The organism is Bacillus sp. G402 (assembly GCF_051172515.1).
Lineage (GTDB): Bacteria > Bacillota > Bacilli > Bacillales > Bacillaceae > Bacillus > Bacillus altitudinis.
In genome coordinates, this window is record NZ_JBPIZC010000003.1 from 1 (window position 1) to 17,170 (window position 17,170).

24 protein-coding genes, 2 tRNA genes and 1 rRNA gene are annotated in these 17,170 nt (G+C 41.7%); 11 read left to right on the forward strand and 16 right to left on the reverse strand.

Going from position 1 to position 17,170, the window contains the following annotated elements:
- The 3 genes from ACSBQP_RS13730 to ACSBQP_RS13740 form a co-directional block, all read right to left on the reverse strand.
- Nucleotides 1-216: ribosomal RNA gene (locus tag ACSBQP_RS13730) — 16S ribosomal RNA — on the reverse strand; the annotation flags it as partial.
- Nucleotides 217-348: 132 nt separating this feature from the next.
- Nucleotides 349-422 (reverse strand) — tRNA-Gly (locus ACSBQP_RS13735).
- 15 nt (nucleotides 423-437) lie between these two features.
- Nucleotides 438-514, reverse strand: a tRNA-Arg gene (locus tag ACSBQP_RS13740).
- Nucleotides 515-883: 369 nt separating this feature from the next.
- On the opposite strand from ACSBQP_RS13740, the gene gltP reads away from it, so the two are divergent.
- Nucleotides 884-2,134 (forward strand): glutamate-aspartate/proton symporter GltP, encoded by a 1,251-nt coding sequence (gltP, locus tag ACSBQP_RS13745; protein ID WP_024719154.1) that lies wholly within the window; start codon nucleotides 884-886, stop codon nucleotides 2,132-2,134.
- 38 nt (nucleotides 2,135-2,172) lie between these two features.
- Here the strand turns inward: gltP and ACSBQP_RS13750 are convergent, their stop codons facing one another.
- Both ACSBQP_RS13750 and ACSBQP_RS13755 read right to left on the reverse strand, forming a co-directional pair.
- Nucleotides 2,173-3,192, reverse strand: coding sequence for a S66 family peptidase (locus ACSBQP_RS13750; protein ID WP_125590250.1), 1,020 nt, complete (start codon nucleotides 3,190-3,192; stop codon nucleotides 2,173-2,175).
- Between the two features lie 79 nt (nucleotides 3,193-3,271).
- Nucleotides 3,272-4,147, reverse strand: a complete 876-nt coding sequence (locus ACSBQP_RS13755; RefSeq protein WP_435028503.1) for a DMT family transporter — start codon at nucleotides 4,145-4,147, stop codon at nucleotides 3,272-3,274.
- A gap of 296 nt (nucleotides 4,148-4,443) precedes the next feature.
- Between ACSBQP_RS13755 and ACSBQP_RS13760 the strand changes: the two genes are divergently transcribed.
- Nucleotides 4,444-5,169: an AzlC family ABC transporter permease gene (locus tag ACSBQP_RS13760; protein ID WP_007496390.1), complete on the forward strand. Its 726-nt coding sequence runs from the start codon at nucleotides 4,444-4,446 to the stop codon at nucleotides 5,167-5,169.
- Entirely contained in the window at nucleotides 5,166-5,486 is a 321-nt protein-coding gene (locus tag ACSBQP_RS13765; RefSeq protein WP_008346681.1) for an AzlD domain-containing protein, read from the forward strand. Before ACSBQP_RS13760 ends, ACSBQP_RS13765 begins: the two co-directional genes overlap by 4 nt.
- A 35-nt stretch (nucleotides 5,487-5,521) precedes the next feature.
- Here the strand turns inward: ACSBQP_RS13765 and ACSBQP_RS13770 are convergent, their stop codons facing one another.
- Together ACSBQP_RS13770 and ACSBQP_RS13775 are read right to left on the reverse strand one after the other, a co-directional pair.
- Nucleotides 5,522-6,184, reverse strand: coding sequence for an O-methyltransferase (locus tag ACSBQP_RS13770; RefSeq protein ID WP_098680561.1), 663 nt, complete (start codon nucleotides 6,182-6,184; stop codon nucleotides 5,522-5,524).
- A 149-nt stretch (nucleotides 6,185-6,333) separates the two neighbouring features.
- Nucleotides 6,334-6,519, reverse strand: coding sequence for a CsbD family protein (locus tag ACSBQP_RS13775; RefSeq protein WP_041092893.1), 186 nt, complete (start codon nucleotides 6,517-6,519; stop codon nucleotides 6,334-6,336).
- 127 nt (nucleotides 6,520-6,646) lie between these two features.
- On the opposite strand from ACSBQP_RS13775, the gene ACSBQP_RS13780 reads away from it, so the two are divergent.
- Nucleotides 6,647-7,198 carry a GNAT family N-acetyltransferase gene (locus ACSBQP_RS13780; RefSeq protein ID WP_008346688.1) on the forward strand — a complete coding sequence of 184 codons (552 nt, stop codon included), beginning with the start codon at nucleotides 6,647-6,649 and terminating at the stop codon, nucleotides 7,196-7,198.
- 4 nt (nucleotides 7,199-7,202) lie between these two features.
- On the opposite strand, the gene ACSBQP_RS13785 is transcribed toward ACSBQP_RS13780, so the two are convergent.
- Nucleotides 7,203-7,790, reverse strand: coding sequence for a LysE family transporter (locus ACSBQP_RS13785; protein WP_007496397.1), 588 nt, complete (start codon nucleotides 7,788-7,790; stop codon nucleotides 7,203-7,205).
- Between the two features lie 113 nt (nucleotides 7,791-7,903).
- Between ACSBQP_RS13785 and ACSBQP_RS13790 the strand changes: the two genes are divergently transcribed.
- Nucleotides 7,904-8,458 (forward strand): helix-turn-helix domain-containing protein, encoded by a 555-nt coding sequence (locus tag ACSBQP_RS13790; protein ID WP_025206820.1) that lies wholly within the window; start codon nucleotides 7,904-7,906, stop codon nucleotides 8,456-8,458.
- A 43-nt stretch (nucleotides 8,459-8,501) separates the two neighbouring features.
- On the opposite strand, the gene ACSBQP_RS13795 is transcribed toward ACSBQP_RS13790, so the two are convergent.
- The 6 genes from ACSBQP_RS13795 to ACSBQP_RS13820 all read right to left on the reverse strand — a co-directional run bounded on the left by ACSBQP_RS13795 (nucleotide 8,502) and on the right by ACSBQP_RS13820 (nucleotide 12,574).
- Complete coding sequence (locus tag ACSBQP_RS13795; RefSeq protein ID WP_008346693.1) at nucleotides 8,502-8,795, reverse strand: hypothetical protein; 294 nt, start codon at nucleotides 8,793-8,795, stop codon at nucleotides 8,502-8,504.
- Between the two features lie 350 nt (nucleotides 8,796-9,145).
- On the reverse strand, nucleotides 9,146-10,198 hold the full coding sequence (locus tag ACSBQP_RS13800) for an LLM class flavin-dependent oxidoreductase (RefSeq protein WP_024719164.1): 1,053 nt from the start codon (nucleotides 10,196-10,198) through the stop codon (nucleotides 9,146-9,148).
- A 17-nt stretch (nucleotides 10,199-10,215) separates the two neighbouring features.
- Nucleotides 10,216-10,839, reverse strand: coding sequence for a nitroreductase family protein (locus ACSBQP_RS13805; RefSeq protein WP_039170198.1), 624 nt, complete (start codon nucleotides 10,837-10,839; stop codon nucleotides 10,216-10,218).
- Nucleotides 10,823-11,296: a MarR family winged helix-turn-helix transcriptional regulator gene (locus ACSBQP_RS13810; RefSeq protein WP_007496406.1), complete on the reverse strand. Its 474-nt coding sequence runs from the start codon at nucleotides 11,294-11,296 to the stop codon at nucleotides 10,823-10,825. Before ACSBQP_RS13810 ends, ACSBQP_RS13805 begins: the two co-directional genes overlap by 17 nt.
- A 108-nt stretch (nucleotides 11,297-11,404) precedes the next feature.
- Complete coding sequence (locus ACSBQP_RS13815; protein ID WP_051404170.1) at nucleotides 11,405-11,908, reverse strand: dihydrofolate reductase family protein; 504 nt, start codon at nucleotides 11,906-11,908, stop codon at nucleotides 11,405-11,407.
- Between the two features lie 114 nt (nucleotides 11,909-12,022).
- Nucleotides 12,023-12,574, reverse strand: a complete 552-nt coding sequence (locus ACSBQP_RS13820) for a TetR/AcrR family transcriptional regulator (protein ID WP_065459925.1) — start codon at nucleotides 12,572-12,574, stop codon at nucleotides 12,023-12,025.
- A 149-nt stretch (nucleotides 12,575-12,723) separates the two neighbouring features.
- Between ACSBQP_RS13820 and ACSBQP_RS13825 the strand changes: the two genes are divergently transcribed.
- The 3 genes from ACSBQP_RS13825 to ACSBQP_RS13835 all read left to right on the forward strand — a co-directional run bounded on the left by ACSBQP_RS13825 (nucleotide 12,724) and on the right by ACSBQP_RS13835 (nucleotide 14,332).
- On the forward strand, nucleotides 12,724-13,347 hold the full coding sequence (locus ACSBQP_RS13825) for a GNAT family N-acetyltransferase (protein ID WP_060832111.1): 624 nt from the start codon (nucleotides 12,724-12,726) through the stop codon (nucleotides 13,345-13,347).
- A 68-nt stretch (nucleotides 13,348-13,415) separates the two neighbouring features.
- Nucleotides 13,416-13,811: a VOC family protein gene (locus ACSBQP_RS13830; protein WP_008346708.1), complete on the forward strand. Its 396-nt coding sequence runs from the start codon at nucleotides 13,416-13,418 to the stop codon at nucleotides 13,809-13,811.
- Complete coding sequence (locus ACSBQP_RS13835) at nucleotides 13,808-14,332, forward strand: GNAT family N-acetyltransferase (RefSeq protein ID WP_335357853.1); 525 nt, start codon at nucleotides 13,808-13,810, stop codon at nucleotides 14,330-14,332. Before ACSBQP_RS13830 ends, ACSBQP_RS13835 begins: the two co-directional genes overlap by 4 nt.
- Here ACSBQP_RS13835 and ACSBQP_RS13840 read toward each other — a convergent pair.
- A complete protein-coding gene (locus ACSBQP_RS13840; protein WP_254506016.1) occupies nucleotides 14,272-14,613 on the reverse strand; it encodes a YesK-like family protein in 342 nt (113 codons plus the stop codon). The genes ACSBQP_RS13835 and ACSBQP_RS13840 overlap by 61 nt on opposite strands.
- A 51-nt stretch (nucleotides 14,614-14,664) precedes the next feature.
- On the opposite strand from ACSBQP_RS13840, the gene ACSBQP_RS13845 reads away from it, so the two are divergent.
- Nucleotides 14,665-15,138 carry a GNAT family N-acetyltransferase gene (locus ACSBQP_RS13845; protein ID WP_008346715.1) on the forward strand — a complete coding sequence of 158 codons (474 nt, stop codon included), beginning with the start codon at nucleotides 14,665-14,667 and terminating at the stop codon, nucleotides 15,136-15,138.
- Here the strand turns inward: ACSBQP_RS13845 and ACSBQP_RS13850 are convergent.
- Nucleotides 15,130-15,918: a GNAT family N-acetyltransferase gene (locus ACSBQP_RS13850; RefSeq protein WP_435028594.1), complete on the reverse strand. Its 789-nt coding sequence runs from the start codon at nucleotides 15,916-15,918 to the stop codon at nucleotides 15,130-15,132. The genes ACSBQP_RS13845 and ACSBQP_RS13850 overlap by 9 nt on opposite strands.
- A 161-nt stretch (nucleotides 15,919-16,079) precedes the next feature.
- Here ACSBQP_RS13850 and ACSBQP_RS13855 point away from each other — a divergent pair, with 161 nt between their 5' ends.
- Both ACSBQP_RS13855 and ACSBQP_RS13860 read left to right on the forward strand, forming a co-directional pair.
- Nucleotides 16,080-16,520, forward strand: a complete 441-nt coding sequence (locus ACSBQP_RS13855) for a LytTR family DNA-binding domain-containing protein (protein ID WP_024719172.1) — start codon at nucleotides 16,080-16,082, stop codon at nucleotides 16,518-16,520.
- On the forward strand, nucleotides 16,517-16,933 hold the full coding sequence (locus ACSBQP_RS13860) for a hypothetical protein (protein WP_212339537.1): 417 nt from the start codon (nucleotides 16,517-16,519) through the stop codon (nucleotides 16,931-16,933). The genes ACSBQP_RS13855 and ACSBQP_RS13860 overlap by 4 nt, the downstream gene beginning before the upstream one ends.
- The last annotated feature ends 237 nt before the right edge of the window (nucleotides 16,934-17,170 follow it).

Sequence of the window (17,170 nt, forward strand, 5' to 3'; positions counted from 1 at the left end):
AACCGTCTTTCATCCTTGAACCATGCGGTTCAAGGAACTATCCGGTATTAGCTCCGGTTTCCCGGAGTTATCCCAGTCTTACAGGCAGGTTACCCACGTGTTACTCACCCGTCCGCCGCTAACATCCGGGAGCAAGCTCCCTTCTGTCCGCTCGACTTGCATGTATTAGGCACGCCGCCAGCGTTCGTCCTGAGCCAGGATCAAACTCTCCGAAAAAGTACAAAACCGAAGTTTTGCTTTTCGCCAGTTTGACTGACTACCTATGATGTATCATAGGATTTTTTTATAAAAACTCGAATTAACAGGTACGTTTTGTCTTGTTTAGTTTTCAAAGATCATCTTTTAAAATGGAGCGGGTGATGAGAATCGAACTCACGACATCAGCTTGGAAGGCTGAGGTTTTACCACTAAACTACACCCGCGTGGTTAAACGTTATTGGCGCGCCCGAGAGGAGTCGAACCCCTAACCTTTTGATCCGTAGTCAAACGCTCTATCCAATTGAGCTACGGGCGCTTAATCAGGCGACTTAATTATCTTAACATATCGTTTTTATTAAGTCAACATCTTTTTGAAGTTTGTTTATCGTATCTGTCTGAGCATCAGTGTTTCAGATGCGTCATCAGCGACGAATAAAAATATACCATGGATCATACAAAAGGGTCAATACATTTTTCTAAAAAAGTTTAATGTTTTTTAAGAAGTGCTCTTTTGTTAGATAAATAGAGTTTCAATCGTCCTATTTTCATTTCTTTCTTCATAATTCTAATGATTCTTAAATAAAATCTTTCTAAATCCAAAGGAGGACAAAACATGGTCACCTAGAATTTTTATTTATTGGAAAATTCTTAATATTTTCCATGCATTTAAAGGAGGTAGGAGATGATGAAAAAGTTTGTCGCTTTTCAAATCATGATCGCTTTGGTGATAGGAGCTCTTATCGGCCACTTCTTCCCTGATTTCGGAATGGCACTGCGGCCCATTGGGGATGGCTTTATCCGATTGATTAAAATGATTGTAGTCCCTATTGTTTTCTCTACGATTGTCATCGGCGCAGCTGGCAGCGGTGGAATGAAGAAAATGGGCAGTCTCGGATTAAAGACAATCATTTGGTTTGAAGTCATTACGACCATCGTTCTTGGAATCGGGCTTTTATTGGCCAACGTGTTAAAGCCAGGCGTTGGACTCGATTTCTCTCAATTAGCTAAGAAAGATATTGGGGAACTTGATGGTTATACTCAAAAGGTCGTCGATTTTAAACAGATGGTTTTAGACATCATTCCAACCAATATCATCGATGTCATGGCTCAGAATGATTTACTAGCAGTGATTTTCTTCGCTATTTTATTCGGTGTAGCCGCAAGCGGCATTGGGAAAGCTTCCGCTCCTGTCCTTACCTTCTTTGAATCAGTAGCACAAATTATGTTTAAGCTCACACAAATGGTCATGGTGACAGCTCCTATTGGAGTTTTAGCATTAATGGCAGCTTCTGTCGGACAATACGGCATTGTTTTACTCATTCCTATGATGAAACTTGTTGGCACTGTCTTCTTAGGATTGTTTATTATTCTATTTGTTTTGTTCCCTCTTGTCGCACTGATCTTCCGTTTTAACTACTTCGAAGTGTTGAAAATGATTTGGGATTTGTTTTTAGTGGCCTTTTCTACTACAAGTACAGAAACTGTTCTTCCACAGCTCATGTCACGGATGGAGAAATACGGCTGTCCGAAAAGAATTGTTTCCTTCGTCATCCCGTCAGGTCTTTCTCTTAATTGTGATGGTTCAAGTTTATATTTATCGGTTTCCTGTGTGTTTCTTGCACAAGCGTTTGGCGTCGATATGAGTTTATCACAGCAGCTCCTCATGATGCTTGTCCTTGTTTTAACAAGTAAAGGCATTGCAGCTGTCCCGTCTGGCTCACTTGTCGTTCTTTTGGCAACAGCTCATGCAGTAGGTCTGCCAGCAGAAGGTGTCGCTATTATCGCCGGGGTTGACCGGATTATGGATATGGCTCGAACAGGCGTGAATGTTCCTGGACATGCGGTTGCCTGTATTGTTGTTTCTAAATGGGAAAAAGTATTCCGAGAGTCTGCATGGGAAGTTCCAAAAGCAGGTGAAGAAACAAAAGGAATGTAATGTTTTTTATGAAGGAAAGGGGTCGCCCTTTCCTTTTTTTATGGCAAAAATGTCTGCTTCAGCACGGCTTTACCTTCTTGCTGCAACTGCACCTCCGCATATGCTCCGTTAATGAGGGTCATTTGAGGCGGTACGTGTCCACAATCAATATCGTAAACAATTGGTATTTGTAATTCCTTATGCAATTCTTCATATAGATCCGTATATTCATATCCTTCCACAGGAGTGTCCACTGCACTCCTGCCAAACATGATGCCAGAGCAATGATCAAACCAGCCTGCTAGTTTTAATTGGACAAGAGACCTCTTCATACTCGCAGCATTTAATTCACAGTTTTCAAAATACCATAGAATGGGTTCACCTTTCAGGTATGTTTCTTGAAAAGCTTTGACATCTCCAAAAGGCGTGCCAGCTAAGTGCCGAATCACATCAATACAGCCACCCATCAGTCTTCCCTTCATCGTCGTCTCTAAGTGATCAACAGTACGCCATGCGGTTGGTTCGGTTAAATGAAAGACATGAATGCTTGGATGGTCATACTGCCATTCCTTTTGATACATATCAGAAGAAAATTGAGTAACGTCCTTTTTCTCTGGAGTGGAAAGTATTTGTTCCCACATAGAAGTCACCTGATCAAGCTCTTCCCCCTGAAGATCCACAAGGTTCGGTCCATGCGCTGTCGCAATGCCTGTGTTTAATGTCAAAGCTAATAGAAGGAGACTTGTATCTGAGTAACCAAGAATCCACTTTTTTTGCATCACTGAGAAATCAAGATGCTCTAACACTTCAATAAGCAGCTGTCCGCCCCATGGCGGGATGATGTGGTCAATCTCATGACAAGTCATCATCCACTGTAACTCATTTGCTCGCTTGATTGCAGGGGCTGATTTCGCTTTTTCCTGCTGCCATACTGTCTCTCCACATATGACTTCATAGCCTCTTTTTTTCATCCGATCGCAAGACAGTTGAAACATCTCATGCAAAGAGGGTTGTACACCTGAGGACGGTGCTGTCACCCCAATCGTTTGTCCTTTTTGCAAAAATGGATACTGGATCATCCTGCTCACCTCCACCTTCTATGAATCTCTCATCGATTCATTGTAAAGAAAATTCCCCTTCTTCAAGGGGAATCTCGTCTTACTCTCTCTGACGCAGGACAGTATATACACCTGCGAAAATACACAAAATCCCAACAAACGAACGTAAGCCCATCTCTTCACCTAGAAGCAGCCATCCAAGGACCGTACCAACGATTGGTTGAAAGAAGAAAAACAGACCACCGCTTGAAGCGTCCATCAGTTGAAGCCCTCTATTCCACAAAAAGAAAGCAAGGGCCGTTGAGATGATACCTAGATACAGAATGCCGCCCCATATTTCCGGTCTTGCCATTTGATGCACATCCAGATGAGGCAAACGAAACAAGACAGGTGGTGTTAATACGATAAAGGCCACAATGATCGCATATGTTGTCGTCACTACTTGAGGATACTTTCCTGGAACTCGTTTCAAAAGAACAGACATGAGTGCCCATGTTAATGCAGCAATAACCAGTGAAAGACCACCAACAAACTCATCCGTTTGAACAGCGACAGGCCCAATCATCGTCAGCACACCTACTGTAGCAAGCAGAATGGAGACACACTTTCTCATTGTGAAAGATTCTTTTAATAGAAAGAAAGCGAAAAGCACCATAAAAGCAGGTGTGGCCGATGTGATGACGGCACCCATTTGTGCAGACGTATACATTGTGCCAATTTCTTGGGTCACGATCGAAAGAAAGTTGCCAATCAATCCAATCGCCACAATCAGCGGGATATCCTTTTTGTCTAACCGAAAAGAGTAGCCCAAACGCCAAATCGTGAACACAAGAACGACTCCAGCTATTGCATATCTCATCCAGACGAGCTCAAGTGGCGGGACCACCGCAACTGTTACTTTGACCACTACATACATACCGCCCCAAATACTAGCAGCTAACGTTAAGTAAAGGGCTCCTATATATTTTTCATTCATTTTTTCCCCTCCGTTACTGGATATATTCACTGCGATATCCACAAACGGAGATCACTCTCCGTTATGGACGGAGGTGATTTGGTACATCATGTTCAAATAAAGGCTTCCATTGCATATCAGTCACCCCAATTGTGTTTATTTTCTGATTACTTTATAACAAAATCTGGTTCACTTCAATCCTTTTTTATCGCCACGTTTCTTCATATAATAGAAGTTCAATAGGATTGACATGATGTATTCGTTTTCTTATAGTAAGTAAAACAATTGATGTTTACACAGAAAAGGAGTAGAGGTATTTGGATGTTGAAGCTAGGAAACACATTCCCACTGCTGGAAACGAACCGTTTCTTGAGGGAATAAAAGATTGTGTGCCAACCTTGCTTGGTTATATGAGCATTGGGTTTGCCTTTGGAATTGTTGGCATTAGTTCGCAGTTAAGTATATGGGAAATCGCGCTGTTATCTATCTTTATATATGCTGGCGCTTCACAGTTTATCATCTGTGCATTACTTGTGACAGGAAGCCCCCTTTCCGCTATTATTTTCACCACGTTCATTGTCAATTTACGGCATTTGTTACTCAGTCTTACGCTTGCCCCTCATTTTACACGCTACTCTGTAAAGCAGAACATCGGATTTGGTCTTCTGCTTACTGATGAATCCTTTGGCGTAGCGATGAATAAATTAGCACAGCAAGGAAAATTGAATAACAGATGGATGCATGGACTGAACATTACAGCTTATTTATGCTGGATTGCTGCGTGTACACTTGGCGGAATATTCGGACACTGGATTTCAAATCCAGAGGCGCTTGGTCTTGATTTTGCCCTATCCGCGATGTTTGCTGCGCTGCTCATTCTTTCTTTACAGACGGTGCCAAAAAATAAGCTCACCCATCGCTTATCACTTGTTTTATATATGTTTGTTGCGATGTTTGTGCTGCTTCATTTTGTTCCTTCACACGTGGCTGTTTTGTTGGCAACTGTGCTTGTTGCCACTATTGGGGTGGTGACAGATAAATGATTAGCAGTTTTATGTTATGGCTCATTCTTGGCTGTATGATTGTGACCATCATCCCAAGAGTCGTTCCATTTTTATTTGTAAGGAGTATACAGATGCCAGAAGTGGTGCTCAAATGGTTATCATTTATCCCCATTTGTATATTTACCGCTTTGATTGCAGAGCATCTATTCATACATACTACAGCAGGCGTCACCATTCACTGGATGTACCTTGCTGTCTTGGTTCCAACTGTGTTAATCGCTGTTTGGACAAAAAGCTTGTCCCTCACCGTTCTAGTAGGCGTCATGCTGATGGGCACAGCTAGATGGTTTTTCTAATAGAAAAAGCTTAACCGGATGCGGTTAAGCTTTTTTCATTTTACGATACCGTATACAAAGCCGTCATAGCCTTTTTCGCCAACAGTTTGAATAGCGGTTGCCTCAATTCTCGACTCTTGTTTGAGTAAATCGAAAAATTCACGCGTTCCCTTCACTCGCTCATCTTGATCAGAGGCATGAAGAACTGCTCCATTTCTGACTACATTGTCTGCAATAATGACTGTTCCCTTTTTTGAGAAGTGTAACGCCCACTTCAGATATTGCGGGTTGTTTGGTTTGTCTGCATCAATGAAAATCAAATCGAACGGGAGCGTATCCTGCTCTTTTAACTGAGATAAAGTATCTAACGCTTTTCCTTGTAAAATGGTGACACGTTCTGCTAGGCCTGCTCTGTCTATGTTTTGCTGTGCTGTTTCTGCATGATGACTGACAGCCTCTAATGTCATGAGTTCTCCACCCGATTCAAGTGCACGGGCAAGCCAAATGGTACTATAACCGCCAAGTGTACCGATTTCTAAAATGCGCTTTGCACCCTTGGTTTTTGCTAACAAATAAAGCAGTTTTCCTTGGGCCGGCGACACATCTATTTCTGGTAACCCGGCTTGCTTATTCTTGATAAGAGTTTGCTCCAATACGTCATCTTTAGCCATCAATTTGTCTTTGATATACTCGTCAACTTTCCCCCATACTTGCTCCAAGTCATCCATCTCCCTTGTTCATGTCTTCTATTTAAAGTCTACATGACGGAAGCGAGAATTTATAATCAATTCTTTTCACACACCTATTGATTTTATTGATGAAAGGAATGTGATGATGGATACATGGGGCGAGTGTAAGTATACGCAAACTACTGATTCAGCTTATTTTTCACCTCACCTTTTTTATCTTGAAGCTTTCCTTTTACTTGATCTTTCTTTCCTTCTGCTTTCAGGTTTTCATGATCTGTCGCTTCGCCAAGTTTTTCTTTCACTTGACCTTTGACTTGATTTGTTTTTCCTTTCGCTTTATCCATATGTCCATTTTGTTCACTCATTTTGTTCCACCTCCACGTTTGATACTGTTTATTTAGCCTTTTTGCACATGACAAAACATCTGAGTGTGCTGTGTGCGCGTTTCAGGTATGATAGACATAATGGAATGAAAGGTTGGTGGTCTGTTCAATGATCATTTCTGAAAGTATGTTCACTGTACGTGGTGTGACCTATCGTATTCGCTCTGCTGCATTAGCAGATGCCAAACAGTTATCAGCTCTCAGACTGAAAATCGATGGCGAAACCGAATATTTAGATCGTGAACCGGGTGAAGCTTTTATTGATGAGAAAGGGTTCGAGGCGTTGATTCAAGAGGATTCCAAGGAATGCCGTCATCTCTTTTTAGTTGCAGATATTGAAGGAGACATTGTCGGTTTTTCAAGATGCGAAGGGCATTCTCTTAAGCGCTCTGCTCACAAAGTAATGTTTGGCGTCGCCGTACAGAAGGCCGCTTGGGGCTATCACATCGGGAAAGAACTTTTAGCTGCATCGATCGACTGGGCAGATCAGCAAGGCATTCAAAAGATGTCACTTCAAGTAATGGAAACCAATCAAAAAGCCATTCGTTTATATGAACACTATGGCTTCGAGATTGAAGGTTTGTTAAAAAAAGATAAACGGCTGGCGGACGGCATGTATTATGATACGGTTGTGATGGGCAGGCAGCGGCCAGTCTCCTGACCGCTTACATGACATAACTCCAGATCATCGAAATCGCACTATACATAAGCAGCAGCCCCATGACGAACTGGAACGGCCGCTGATAAAGAGTCAAAAAACGCTTGAATACAGAGCCAAATAAACTCCAGCTAAATGTGCCTAAAAAACCAATGATGGCGAGAATCAACGTCAACAACATGTATTGCATATTGGACTGTCCATACGGCAGAACAAAAGTGGAAATGACGGTTAACCCATACAAGATGGCTTTCGGATTAATAAATTGCAGCAGCATCCCCGGAATAAAATGATTATAGCGGTCTAGTGTTTCGTCATCTCCGCCTTTACTTCTCATGATTTTGACAGCCAAATAGATCATGTAACCGGCTCCGATGAAGGCCATGACCCAACCGATTTTCGGCATGACTTGATAAAGAATCATATTGAAGAAACCGCTCAAACATAAAATGACCAAAAATCCGATCCCAACCCCTAAACAAAATCGAAATGTTTGCTTGACCCCATATTTATTCGTAAAGACCATCGCCATGATATTATTCGGCCCAGGGGTGAAGCTGGTAACAAAAGCATAAATCAACATGGAAACAATCAAATCGTTCCCTCCTTTTCATACGTTATTTAGACCCAAAAGTCTTTATTGCGTATATTACGTTTCATTGTACTATTCGGTCGTTATAAAGTAAATAAAAGAAAGGAGTTTTTTTGATGGAGGATGTACAATCAATTATTGCTAGAAATGTCAAACTGCTAAGAGAGCAAAAGAAATTAAGCCTAGAAAAGATGGCTGAGGTAACAAGTGTGAGTAAAACGATGATTGGGCAAATCGAAAGAGGAGAATCCACACCGACCATCACCACTCTGTGGAAAATTGCCAATGGGTTGAAGGTGTCTTTTAGTGAACTCATATACGCACCGCAGCCTGAGATTAAGTTTGTGCGAAAAGAAGAAGGACAAGTTTTAACAGAGGACGAGGGAAGGTATCGGGTATATACGACGTTCCCATTTGATGACCTGAGAAAATTTGAAGTCTATCAGGTAGAAATTGATCCTCATGGGTCGTTAAGCGCGGAAGAACATATCGGCGGTACAGAGGAATTGATTACCGTATTTGAGGGAGCACTTGATTTATCGATCGGTGATGAGCAATACACATTACAAGCTGGCGACTCGATTCGGTTTAAAGCTGACCGTGCCCATGAGTATAAACAATCAGGAGAACAGATGGTACGGATGCAAATGATTCTTTATTATCCCCATTAAAAAAAGCTGACAGGCTTGTCCACCTGTCAGCTTTACATTTTATTTAATTAAATCCTGGATCACGTACAACCGTTCCAGTAAAGGTAACTCTATATTTTCCTAAACCTAACTCTTCAATTGACGATTGATAGAGAATACCGACCCACCCATCCTTTGCATATGTAATACTTGATGGGATGTTTGACGTCGTATATGTTCTCGTTTCCGAGACGGTTCGACTTGCTTGTACCGTTACTTCACTGTTTACTTTCCCCTTCGCTTCTACCGGGACAGCGGTGACACCCGCACCCGTTAAAACAATTGCTCCAACCAAAACAGAAGTTATGACCTTTTTCATACAAAAATCCCTCCCTTTTTTTGTTGAACATATTAACCATACCATAATTTAGAACTTTCGTAAGTTATTTTTTCATTTTTTTGAAAATTATGATATGATTGTCTTATGCTGGATAGAGGGTGTTACATACTTCTATGCTTTTGTCCTCATCTCGTTTCTAGTGAAACAATTGATAACGGAGGTGATTTCATGAAAAAATGGCTTATCTGTTTTCAACTTGTTTTCCTCTTCACCTTGACGGCCACACCATTTGCTTCTGCTGCTTCATGCCCTACAGTGAAACCATGTGTTATTGATCCTTAAGCATAAGAAAAAGTCGATCAAGCCTATTCACTTGATCGACTTTTTTGTTATGCTTGTTCGGCTTCCCAGCGGGCAACCTCTTCTCTTACTTTAGGAGCCACTTCTTTTCCAAATAACTCAATAGCTTTCAGCACTTGATCATGCGGCATCGAACCGACCGGTACGTGCAGCATGAAGCGCGTAATGCCTACATTTTTTCGCAGATGAATCACTTTCTCTGCTACGGCATCTGGATCTCCTACATACAATGCACCTTCTAATGTTCTTGCTGCATCGAATGTAGAACGGGTATAAGGTCCCCAGCCTCGTTCTCTTGCTAATGTATTCATGACATGCTGTGTAGAAGGGAAGAATTGATCTGCTGCCAATTCTGTTTCCTCCGCAACAAATCCATGTGAATGGGATGCCACCGTTAATTTCTCTGGATCATGCCCAGCGTGAATCGCAGCTTGCTTGTAGAGCTGCACGAGCGGTGCGAACTGTCTAGGGCTGCCGCCAATAATGGCAAGGACAAGTGGTAATCCTAATAATCCAGCACGTACGACAGATTCTCTGTTTCCTCCACTGCCAATCCAGATGGGAAGCGGATCTTGAACAGGTCTTGGGTATACGCCGACATCCTGAATGGAAGGACGGTGCTTACCGCTCCATGTCACACGCTCTGACTGCTGTAATTTCAACAATAAATCTAGTTTTTCTTCAAATAATTCTTCATAATCATCTAAGTCATAGCCAAAAAGCGGGAACGATTCAATAAATGATCCACGGCCAGCCATGATCTCTGCACGCCCGTTAGAAAGGCCATCTAATGTCGCAAAATCTTGAAACACACGAACAGGATCTGCCGATGAAAGAACAGTTACGGCACTTGTCAGACGAATATTCTTTGTTTGCGTTGCCGCAGCTGCTAATACGACTGCTGGATTTGATGCGGCAAAATCTTCACGATGATGCTCTCCTACACCAAAAACGTCCAGACCCACTTGATCTGCTAAAATAATTTCTTCTACTACTTCACGAATGCGCTGTGCGTGGCTGACTGTTTTTCCTGTTTGAAAATCAGGTGTTGTTTCTACAAATGTACTAATTCCTAGTTCCATGAATGGAACCCCCTATCTTATAAATATGTCACAAATTCAGAGACCGGCTTGCGGTAGCCTCTCGCTTGTCTGCTTTCTACTTTTTCTTTTCCGAGCGTGATCATTAATACAGGAACCAAATCTGATTCGATATTTAACACCTTTTTCATTGCTTCGGGGTCAAAGCCAATCATCGGACAAGTATCCCATCCCTTGTTTTTGGCGGCAAGCATAAATAGCATGGCAGATAATGAAGCATTGCGAATCGCCTCTTCTTTCTGAAAGTCTGATCCTCTCTGCACATAAAAACTCATCGTCTCTCTGACCATTTCCTCATATTGTTGCGCATTTAAGATGCCGAGCATTTTTAGGCCTTCATAAATGTTTCCTGCTTGCTCATAAGCTTTCGGATCGCCGAGTACAATGATCGCTGCTGAAGCGGAATGCACCTTATATTGTCCAAATGCAGCATCTCTTACTTGCTCTTTAAGCGCTTCTGATTGGACGACGACATATTGCGTATGCTGTAAATTAAAGGCTGAAGGTGCCAGCTTCACTTCTTCAAAGATACTATTAAGCTCTTCTCTCGAAATCGAGATATTTGGCAAAAAATTTGATGCTGATCGTCTTTCACGTACCAATGTATCAAAGCTGTGTGTCATCTTGTTTCCCCTTTTCGTGAAGTTGTTTTGCACCTAAACCGATTTTTTTCAACCATTCAATGAGCTGCTCTTTTTCCTCCGTTTCGATAAAGGACAGATTTTGTGATATGACATCTGTGTGTTTTGGAAAAATATCGTCAAATAACTGCTTCCCTTTATCTGTCAGTAATACATGGAATACACGTTTATCAGAAGGTGCACATTGTCTTTTGACTAATTCTTGTTTTTCTAATTTGTTGACCACATAGGTGATGCTCCCACTTGGAATGGATAAAATCTCACTAATTTTTTGAACGGGATGTGGTCCCTTACTATACAGTAATTCAAGAATTTGAAAGTTTTCAAATCCGATATCATAACGTTCAATGTCTTTTTGGATATTTGCAAAAAGGGCATGGTAGGCTTTCATCCACACTCGGAAAAGCCTTAAGTCTAATTCCTGATCTTGCTGCACCATGGCAACTACTCCTTTTTCAATAAATCCTAAAACTAGGATAAATTTATCCTAACACTAGGATATTTTCTTGTCAACGTGTTTGTTTGATTAAAAAAAGACCCCTTTGGTTTAGTGGTCTTCTTTTAACACAAAATGCATTTCAGCAATTTGTTTGTATTGATTCACTTGTTGTAATGAAAATCTAGATTCCTGTTCAGTTGGAGGAAAAAGAGGGATTCCTTTTCCAATCATGACAGGTGCGATTTGGAGATACAGCTCATCGACTAATTTTTCTTTTAATAATGCTTGAAGCAGTTCCCCGCCTCCTACTATCCAGATATGCTGCCCTTTTTCATTTTTTAAGTTGTGGATAAATGAGAGAACATCTTCACGAATGATACGGGTTCCTGTATGACTGTCTTGTAAAGTGCGAGAAACGATATAACATGTCTTGTCTTCATAAGGAAACCCATCAGGTGAGAGCTTTAGAACCTGTTCGTATGTGTTCCGTCCCATGATCAGCGTATCGACTGAAGCATAAAATTCCTCATATCTCGTATCCTCTTCGCCCTCTGTTCCTATGAGCCAATCTAAACGGTGATCATCCCTTGCTAAATATCCATCAATGCTCATTGCCCCATAAAATAGTAATTTCCTTTTCAATCTCACCACTCCCCGCCTGAAATAAGAACGTATATTCCCATTTTAACAGAAAGAATAGAAAAATGATATATGATCCATTCGTTTCTACGATTCCTGTTCTACCTTCATAAGAAGCTTGTACAAGACGTGTGCAAGCTGCCCTGCTTCGACTGTCATCCCTTCATGAATCCATTCCTCCAGTACACCAACAACACCAGACACAACAAATGAAGCCTCAATCTGTTCACGTTCCGTAATCTGACGCTGATCAAGTTGCCACTCTTTCATGATTTTTTCTTTAAAAAACGCTTTAAATTGATTCGTCGTTGGGCTATTCGGTTTGACAAATAACGTCATCATGAATTGTTTTTCTTTTAAATACTCAGTTGTTTTGTTTAAAAAGGACAGCATATCAAGCGGGTCCTGGCTTGGAAACGATTCATCGTACAGTCCGCCAAGCTGATGAAATAGTTCCTTCTCAAGCTGTTCATGCAAATCAAATACATCTTGGTAGTGCAAATAAAAGGTCCCTCTACCTAAATCCGCTCTTCTAGATAGCTCTGATACTGTAATTTGCTGAACATCTTTTTCCTTTAAAAGCTCAAGAAAGCTTTCCCGTATCGCCTTTTTGGTTTTGATTGTTCGTCTGTCCTTCATCAAACACCCTCCATTTTTGAACAATCTGGCTATACCTGTCTATTTATGAACAATAGATCATTCATTGCCGATGTTCGGTTTATTTTCCTCTTATTATAATGGACACATGTTCAATAATCTATATCTGTTCAAAAAAGGAGGACCATCATATGTTTCAATTCAGACTTGCTAGAGAGGATGAACTGCCTCAAGTGGCAGCGTTGTTAGATGATTCATTTCAGAACTATTCATTTTTTGATTTATTATGCGAAAAGGTGACCAAGCGTTCTGCTTTCGCCCGTCAGTTGCATTTGATCAATACAAAGGTATATTTTCAGCATCAAATCTGTTTGGTCGGGGTTGAGAACGAGAAAATTGTGTCTGCCGCCCTGTTAAAACATCCCCGTCTTCCTGAACCAGGACTCATGGATTATGTGTTATCTGGTGGGTTAAAGCTACTCTTTACTGGTGGCATATCGGCGATTCAGCATGTGTTCCGTATGTTAAAGGAGGCAAAAAAAGCGTGTTCTTCCTTAAAGAAACCTTACTGGTATTTAGAAGCTCTTGTCGTTGCAAAAGACCAACAAGGAAAAAAACTTGGAAGCCGTATGCTAAAGCAATGTCTTTTCCCCTTTATCGCCCGGCAAGGCGGCGGACTGTTCACACTGATTACACACAACGAGGCCAATCGTCATTTCTATCGAAAAAATGGGTGGACGGAGTTTGATGAGAGAGTACTGCACGGAGAAAACATGTCCCTAGAAAGCTGGAGTTATAAAACCGTGATCAAATAAGGTATCTTCTTCAAGGGATGATATAATAGAAGCAGTTCAAACAATGATCATACTTGGAGGAGAGACTGATGATACGACGACTTGATCATATCGTGTTGACTGTACAACATATGGAGGAAACCATTCGCTTTTATACAAACGTATTAGGAATGAAGGAAGAAACTTTTGGAGAAGGCCGTAAAGCCCTTCGTTTTGGCTTACAAAAGATCAACCTTCATGAAGCGGGTCATGAATTTGAACCAAAAGCTGCTCATCCCCAGCCTGGATCTGCTGACTTGTGTTTTATCACCGATTTAGATATAGACAGTTTATTGCTTCATCTTCGAAAGCAGGTTGTTCCAATTGAAGAAGGTCCGGTCAGACGTTCTGGTGCATTAGGTCCGATTGAATCCATTTATATCCGTGATCCTGATATGAACTTAATTGAAATCTCCCGATATATAGAGGAGGCTGATCCATCATGACTCGATTATTCTTGAGACCGATTGAAGAAAAAGATTATCCTGGTATTCATAGAGGATGCCAGCATGCAGAAACACTTTATATGACTGGCACACGCAAAACGTTCACACTAGAAGAAATTCGTTCAGCCTATACCCGTTTTCTGCAGGATGACAGTAGACGAGACTTTGCTATTTGTCTGCTAGACACGAAAGAAATGATCGGGGATGCGGCGATTGTGGATATTGATCCGATAAACCATACGGCAAGTTTCCGCATTGCGCTACATGGTCCAGAGCATTTTCACAAAGGGTATGGCACTGAGGCTGTTCGGATGGTTCAAACATTTGCCTTTGAGACGTTAGAACTCAATCGGCTTGAGCTTGAAGTTTTTTCCCATAACCCACGAGCCTTTCGTAGCTATGAGAAAGCCGGATTTCAATATGAAGGAAAAAGACGTCAAGCGCTCTATTTCAAGGGTGCTTATTCGGATGTCATCATGATGGGCATCCTTCGTGAGGAATACGATAGAATCAAATCATAAAGATGTCCCAGCCTACGAAGGGTCATCTTTTTTAACAAATGAAGCCCTGTAACGATGATCAAACAAATGATAGAAGAGAGAACGATAGAGACGCTTGATATGCTGAGCGCCATCCCTTCCCATCTGCCAATGAAGAAACTGCCGATCAATAAGAGCAATCCAAACATAGTGATACATATCGGGACAATCAGCCTGGCATGGCGATGCCTACGTCTTTTTCCTGCCCACCACGAGAGACAGAGCACAATGACAGTAAAAATAGCGGTTTGTAGCCAGAACATATCGCATCCACTCCTTTTCTTTTTTATCCTATGACAACGGAGGTTTTTACAATGAATATTAGACCGATTCAAAAGCAGGACAATCCTTTTATCGCGGCCATTATCCGCCAGTCATTAGAATCAGCGAATCTTGCGATTGAAGGTACAGCCTACACAGACCCACACCTTGATCAGCTTTTCGAATACTATCAATCATTGACTCATGCAGCCTATTGGATTGCCGAAGAACATGGTGAAATTGTTGGTGGCGTTGGCATTGCCCCTTTCACAGATGGCATTTGTGAGCTGCAAAAGCTTTATTTAAGCCCAAAAGCACAAGGCAAAGGTGCGGGCAAGAAACTGATGGATACGGCCCTCCAATATGCTGCTACATACTACGATGCTTGTTATTTAGAAACCCGCAGTGAATTAACAGCTGCTACTGGCCTTTATCAACGGTATGACTTTTCTCTTCTTCCTGCACCGATTGAAGGCTCAGAGCATTCTGCCATGGATGCTTGGTATCTCAAAACCTTTTCAGCGTGAGGCATAAAATAAGCGATACGTCTTTGTCCACTGAAAACCTAGCTTCTCTGCCAATTTGGCCGAGGTTGCATGAGGGACATCGCAATCCCAATGCGGTGTCTTCCCTTTTTCAACACAGATGCTGATCATTTGCTGAGCTGCTAACAAAGCCAACCCTTTTCCACGGCAGGCTTCATCTGTCCAAATATCGATCTCCACACGTTTTTCACTTGAAAAAATAGAGATACATTCACTGACCACGTCTTCACCGTTTAAGATGGCAACTCCGACGCCATTAGATAAAAAGTGATCTACTCCTCCCCAATATGCTTCATAATAGCTGGATGGGAATACTTTGCTTGCGGCAATGACTTGTTCATTCGTGCGTTTAATCATTTCGTCTTGATCAGGCACAATCAGATCAGGAGAGGTCAAATCATAAGAATACGCATGTCTTTGCATTTCATTCAGTTTTGAACCGAAGCATTTTTTCATCATCTCATCTGATGCAGGATTTGCTGAAAACAAAGTGAACCGTCTGTTCTCTCTTTTCTGCTTTTTATAAACATCCACAATGAACGTTGAACATAATGAGAGTGCTGCTTCTGTCTTGCCTGCGACATAATAAATGCCGGTTGTTGTCCCTGCAAAATAGACACACGGGTGATCTCGGTGATCCACATATAAATCTCCTTGTATCACCCCATCGAGTATCGCATCTACGAACACTGGATAGGCAGGATCAATCCGCCGAATTTCCTCTTTTACCGCTCCTGTCCTTTGTTGATCTACAAGATACAACATCATTCCTCCATTCACGAACGAGTATCTTTTCATTATAAAGGAAAGCCGTAGACTCGCAGTGAATCTTTGCAACAAAAAGAATTCTTCTGCATCAAAGCAACATTCCATCGCATTCGCTTTCATCTATTGCTATGCTCATTGTGAGAGGAGGTTTATGGATGAAATTTCGTTTGATCTGGAATCAAGAAAAGGATGTGACGGAAGTAGACGTCATCAGCCATCCACATAATCAAGAACGTTTACAAAAGATGGCATCAATGCTGGAGACTAGTACATCTCTAACGGTCAAAGATCCAAAAAATGATCGGCAGTCTCTTTTACCATTAGAACAAATTGAAGCGATCTCTGCGCTTGGACATCTGTCAAAGGTGATCACGACTCAAGGTACGACGTATTTTCTCAGTAAACGGCTGAAGGATCTGAAGTCGTTAGAGCGTGAACATTTCTATCGTATCAACAATGCAGTCATTCTCAATTTAGCGCAAGTCGACAGCTTTGTCGCTGGTACGTACGCTCGCTTAGAGGTCGAAACCATCTCGAAAAACAGCTACACCGTCAGTCGTCATTACGCCAAATATATAAAGGAGCGATTCAAATGATCAAGGAACTAAAACATCAATTTATGCAAACAGCTTTTGTCTCTATCGTATGGCTGACACTCATCCTGTCCATCACTCAATGGTCATCCTCTGTCCCTTTTCATTACGTGTGGCACATCATTGCCATCGGTACTTTGGCAGGCATCGTCTTTGGGGTCATGTATCCTTTACTATGGAACTACTTTACCTTTCCAGCACCCATCAACATTCTCATCTCCACTGTCGTCAATTTAGGGTTTCAAGTAGGAGCCGTCGCTTTATATTCGACTACACTGCTCGAATGGATCATGCCTTATTTTATCGGTATAGCCTTTCTCACATTAGTAGGCCATATCATCGCCTTTCTGTTTTACAAAAAGCAACAAAATCAAAAACTGGCGCAGGCACTGAATCACCTGAAGCCGCAGCCTTAAAAAAAGAGACCTTATTTGAAAGGTCTCTTCAGATTGTTGACAAAGGGCTAAAATGAACTTGATTTTAGCCCTTTGTCTTCTTTTCAGCGTGATAGAAAACCTTTGCAGTCTAGGAAGGACGAGCATCGGCGCGGAGCGAATTTGACATTCGTGAGCACCGAAGCGCAGGACTGACAACGAATGCGAGGGTTTGTCTACACGCTGAAGAGACCTTATTTGAAAGGTCTCTTTTCTATT

What these genes read in the sequence shown, in the direction of transcription:
- ACSBQP_RS13750 (WP_125590250.1), bottom strand. Translation starts at nt 3,192, where the DNA reads ATGATCCAGTATCCATTTTTGCAAAAAGGACAAACGATTGGGGTGACA.
- gltP (WP_024719154.1), top strand. Translation starts at nt 884, where the DNA reads ATGAAAAAGTTTGTCGCTTTTCAAATCATGATCGCTTTGGTGATAGGA.
- ACSBQP_RS13810 (WP_007496406.1), bottom strand. Translation starts at nt 11,296, where the DNA reads ATGGTGCAGCAAGATCAGGAATTAGACTTAAGGCTTTTCCGAGTGTGG.
- ACSBQP_RS13815 (WP_051404170.1), bottom strand. Translation starts at nt 11,908, where the DNA reads ATGAGCATTGATGGATATTTAGCAAGGGATGATCACCGTTTAGATTGG.
- ACSBQP_RS13775 (WP_041092893.1), bottom strand. Translation starts at nt 6,519, where the DNA reads ATGAGTGAACAAAATGGACATATGGATAAAGCGAAAGGAAAAACAAAT.
- ACSBQP_RS13825 (WP_060832111.1), top strand. Translation starts at nt 12,724, where the DNA reads ATGTTTCAATTCAGACTTGCTAGAGAGGATGAACTGCCTCAAGTGGCA.
- ACSBQP_RS13790 (WP_025206820.1), top strand. Translation starts at nt 7,904, where the DNA reads ATGGAGGATGTACAATCAATTATTGCTAGAAATGTCAAACTGCTAAGA.
- ACSBQP_RS13830 (WP_008346708.1), top strand. Translation starts at nt 13,416, where the DNA reads ATGATACGACGACTTGATCATATCGTGTTGACTGTACAACATATGGAG.
- ACSBQP_RS13840 (WP_254506016.1), bottom strand. Translation starts at nt 14,613, where the DNA reads ATGTTCTGGCTACAAACCGCTATTTTTACTGTCATTGTGCTCTGTCTC.
- ACSBQP_RS13820 (WP_065459925.1), bottom strand. Translation starts at nt 12,574, where the DNA reads ATGAAGGACAGACGAACAATCAAAACCAAAAAGGCGATACGGGAAAGC.
- ACSBQP_RS13780 (WP_008346688.1), top strand. Translation starts at nt 6,647, where the DNA reads ATGATCATTTCTGAAAGTATGTTCACTGTACGTGGTGTGACCTATCGT.
- ACSBQP_RS13855 (WP_024719172.1), top strand. Translation starts at nt 16,080, where the DNA reads ATGAAATTTCGTTTGATCTGGAATCAAGAAAAGGATGTGACGGAAGTA.
- ACSBQP_RS13835 (WP_335357853.1), top strand. Translation starts at nt 13,808, where the DNA reads ATGACTCGATTATTCTTGAGACCGATTGAAGAAAAAGATTATCCTGGT.
- ACSBQP_RS13765 (WP_008346681.1), top strand. Translation starts at nt 5,166, where the DNA reads ATGATTAGCAGTTTTATGTTATGGCTCATTCTTGGCTGTATGATTGTG.
- ACSBQP_RS13755 (WP_435028503.1), bottom strand. Translation starts at nt 4,147, where the DNA reads ATGAATGAAAAATATATAGGAGCCCTTTACTTAACGTTAGCTGCTAGT.
- ACSBQP_RS13845 (WP_008346715.1), top strand. Translation starts at nt 14,665, where the DNA reads ATGAATATTAGACCGATTCAAAAGCAGGACAATCCTTTTATCGCGGCC.
- ACSBQP_RS13800 (WP_024719164.1), bottom strand. Translation starts at nt 10,198, where the DNA reads ATGGAACTAGGAATTAGTACATTTGTAGAAACAACACCTGATTTTCAA.
- ACSBQP_RS13795 (WP_008346693.1), bottom strand. Translation starts at nt 8,795, where the DNA reads ATGAAAAAGGTCATAACTTCTGTTTTGGTTGGAGCAATTGTTTTAACG.
- ACSBQP_RS13805 (WP_039170198.1), bottom strand. Translation starts at nt 10,839, where the DNA reads ATGACACACAGCTTTGATACATTGGTACGTGAAAGACGATCAGCATCA.
- ACSBQP_RS13860 (WP_212339537.1), top strand. Translation starts at nt 16,517, where the DNA reads ATGATCAAGGAACTAAAACATCAATTTATGCAAACAGCTTTTGTCTCT.